The sequence below is a fragment of the Lactobacillus sp. N54.MGS-719 genome, assembly GCF_000980505.1.
Taxonomy (GTDB): Bacteria; Bacillota; Bacilli; order Lactobacillales; family Lactobacillaceae; genus Lactobacillus; species Lactobacillus amylovorus.
The window spans coordinates 1-3,410 of sequence record NZ_LARO01000072.1 but is presented as its reverse complement, the minus strand read 5'-3'; the positions used below and the strand labels follow the sequence as shown (position 1 = coordinate 3,410).

2 protein-coding genes and 1 riboswitch are annotated in these 3,410 nt (G+C 38.9%); of the genes, one reads left to right on the top strand and one right to left on the bottom strand.

Annotation, left to right across the window (positions count from 1 at the left end):
* Positions 1–172: 172 nt before the first annotated feature.
* The gene (locus tag WS44_RS08760) at positions 173–1,678 is read left to right on the top strand and encodes an SLAP domain-containing protein (RefSeq protein WP_013641591.1); all 1,506 of its coding nucleotides are present in this window, start codon (positions 173–175) and stop codon (positions 1,676–1,678) included.
* 120 nt (positions 1,679–1,798) lie between these two features.
* Here WS44_RS08760 and eno read toward each other — a convergent pair whose 3' ends face one another.
* Complete coding sequence (gene eno / locus WS44_RS08755) at positions 1,799–3,085, bottom strand: phosphopyruvate hydratase (protein ID WP_013641592.1); 1,287 nt, start codon at positions 3,083–3,085, stop codon at positions 1,799–1,801.
* Positions 3,086–3,162: 77 nt separating this feature from the next.
* A riboswitch (Fluoride riboswitch) is annotated at positions 3,163–3,223 on the bottom strand.
* Positions 3,224–3,410: the final 187 nt, after the last annotated feature.

Below are 3,410 nucleotides of genomic sequence, written 5' to 3'. Positions count from 1 at the left end.
CGGTCTGAGGGGAGGGTAGCCCTGAAGATCGCGTACCTGATCTAAGCGTTGTTTTTATACAATAATAGGAAAAATGGTATAATAGATTCACAAGCGAGTAAGAGATAAAGATAGCGAGAATATTTCTTATCGATCGCTTGCATAGTGATTTTTCTGAAAAGGAGACCACATAATGAAGAAGAATTTAAGAATTATTAGTGTTGCAGCTGCTGCTTTGTTAGCTGTTGCTCCGGTCGTTTCTACGGCTATTCCAGTTAATGCTGATACTGCTGTAAATGTTGGCTCATCAACAGGTACTGGTGCAAATACTACTAATACAAACACCCAAGCACCTCAAAATAAACCATATTTCACTTATAATAATGAAATTATTGGTGAATCTACTCAAAGTAATCCTTTAGGTAACGTTGTTCGTACTACTGTAAGTTTTAAGAGTGGTGATAAAGTTTCAGATTTAATTAGTAAAATTTCTAAAGCCGTTCAATTCCACAAAGATAACTATGCTGGTGGCGAAAATGTTACTATTAATGAACAAGACTTCATTAATCAATTGAAGAATAATGGTGTAACCACTAAGACCATTAATCCTTCTAAGAAGGGTGAAAAATCTTACGAGGAAATTGATAAGGTACCAAGCACTTCATTTAATATTACTTTAAGTGCAAGTGCTAACAATCAAACTGCTACTATTCAAATTCCTATGGTGCCAGAAGGTGCTTCCGCTCCGGTAGATACCACTCAAAATCCACAAATTAATTGGACTAAGGGCGGTCAAGCACAAAGTGCTAGCTTAAATGGCCAAGTATTTCAAGTTGCTGTTGGTTCAAGCTTCAATCCATTGAGCTTCACTAACAGTAATGGTGATACAATTTCTATTTCAGCACAACAAAGTAAAGATAACTCAACTTACGCAAGTATTGAAGCAACTTCCAACCCGGTTAATACTTCAGAAGCAGGTCGTTACTACAACGTAACTTTAACTGCAACTGGTAACACTGGTAAGAAGACCACTGCAACTTATACTGTTTTGATTACTTCAAGTCAAAAGCAAACTTTATATGCTAATGGTGCAAGTTCAATTCCAACTTACAGCATTTACGGTGGTAATGTTTTGAGTAATTCAACCACATTCAAAGATGGCGACCAAGTTTACGTTTCAGACAAGACTGAAACAATTGGTAATGTTTCATACTCACAAGTTTCAACCAAGTCTAAATCAGATGCTAATGGTAGTAATATGTGGGTAAAAACTTCAGCACTTGTAAAACCGGCTGGTGATACTAACGTTAAGACTTACCCAGTAATGATTGACTCACGTGCTTACGACAAGAACGGTAACTATTTAGGCCACATGTATTACGCATATGACAACATTGATGTCGTTCCAACTGTTGTAACCATCAACGGCAAGACTTACTACAAGGTTGCTAACAAGGATGAATACGTTCGTGTAACCAACATTACTGGTAACAAGCGTACCTTGACCCACAACGCTTACATTTACTGGTCATCATACCGTCGTACCCCAGGTACTGGTAAGATGTACAAAGGCCAAACTGTAACTACTTACGGTCCTGCAATGAGATTCAAGAACGGTAAGAAGTACTACAGAATTGAAGGCTGCAGAAACAACAACAAGCGTTACATCAAGGCAGCTAACTTGAGCGCAGCTCAATAAAATTGATGTAAAAACTGAATAAATAAAAATTGAATAACAACAGAAACCACGCTCCAATTCAGCGTGGTTTTTTTAGTTTGGTTTTTGATTGAGGGAGTTTGTATTAATAATTAGCAAATATTAGTCCAAATCAATGTTGTTTGGAAAATGTGCTAAACGTTCATCTTTGACACCAATCTCTTCTTCGATTTCAAGCAAGCGGTTGTACTTTTCAACACGTTCTGAACGAGCTGGAGCACCTGACTTAAGTTCTGCAGCGTTAGTAGCAACAGTGAAGTCAGCGATAAAGGTGTCGCCAGTTTCACCTGAACGGTGAGAAACCATCGTAGTGAAGTTGTTCTTTCTTGCTAATCTAATGGTTTCAAGGGTTTCAGTAACCGTACCAATTTGGTTCAACTTAATTAAAACAGCGTTGCAAAGCTTGTCCTTGATGGCTTTTCTAACTAGCTTAGGGTTAGTACATACATTATCATCAGCCACTACTTGCATTTGCTTGCCGAACTTAGCAGTGAATTTTTCGAAGTTGTCCCAATCATTTTCATCGAATGGGTCTTCAGCAGAGATGATTTCTGGGAATTCCTTAAAGAGCTTTTCGTAGAAATCAATCATTTGCTCGCCATCCCAAACATGTCCTTCGAAGTGATACTTACCATCATTTGCATTGTAGAAGGAACTTGCGGCGGCATCGAATGCAATAGCGATATCTTCACCTGGTTTGTAACCAGCCTTAACAATAGCTTCATGAAGCATCTTCAAGGCTTCTTCAGAACTGTTAAGGTTAGGAGCAAAACCACCTTCGTCACCTAAGCCAGTTTCAAAGCCAGCATCTTCAATAACTTTCTTCAAAGTGTGATAGGTGTTAACGATCTTTTCAAAGCCATCACGGAATGAAGTCTTCTTAACTGGTGTAATCATGAACTCTTGGATATCAATACCGTTGTCAGCGTGCTTACCACCATTGATTACGTTGTGGAAAGTTTGTGGGAGTTCTAAGTCGCAGCCACCAAGGTAACGGTAGAGTGGTTCATGCTTAGACTTGGCGGCAGCGCGAGCAATTGCCATTGAAACACCCAAGATTGCATTGGCACCTAAACGAGCCTTATTAGGAGTGCCATCTAGTTCAATCATCGTACGGTCAATCTTAGCTTGATTGAATGGATCAGCACCTTGTAAAGCTTTATTGATTTCTGTGTTAACGTTGTTGACTGCTTTCAAAACGCCTTTGCCGCCCAAACGTGAGCCGCCATCACGAAGTTCAACCGCTTCTTTTTCACCAGTTGAAGCACCTGATGGAACTTCTGCCTTAGCAACAGTACCATCGGAAAGGAATGCGTGGACTTCAACAGTTGGGTTACCACGTGAATCAAAAATTTCCATTGCACGAACTTTTTCAACATAAACAGTCATAATTCTTGTACCTCCAAAAACTACAAAAAAGAGCAAAACAAATAGACGCCTACTTTCTGTACACACCCAGTGTGTAGGTAAAAGTAGACGTCATTAGATTTTGCTCGTTTAAAGGCGAACGTCATCGCCGTATTCAATTTACAAGTTCAGTGTACAACATAAATTTATTATTGCAAGGTGAAATTTTAGATTAATTATCGTGATATAAGAATCAATATAGGGAGAATTTTTATTCAATAAATTCAATATGATTAATATCCTCAATCAGAACCAGATTCCGCGAAATGATCGCCGTATCTTCCTGATAGCCCTCGACAAAGCCCAC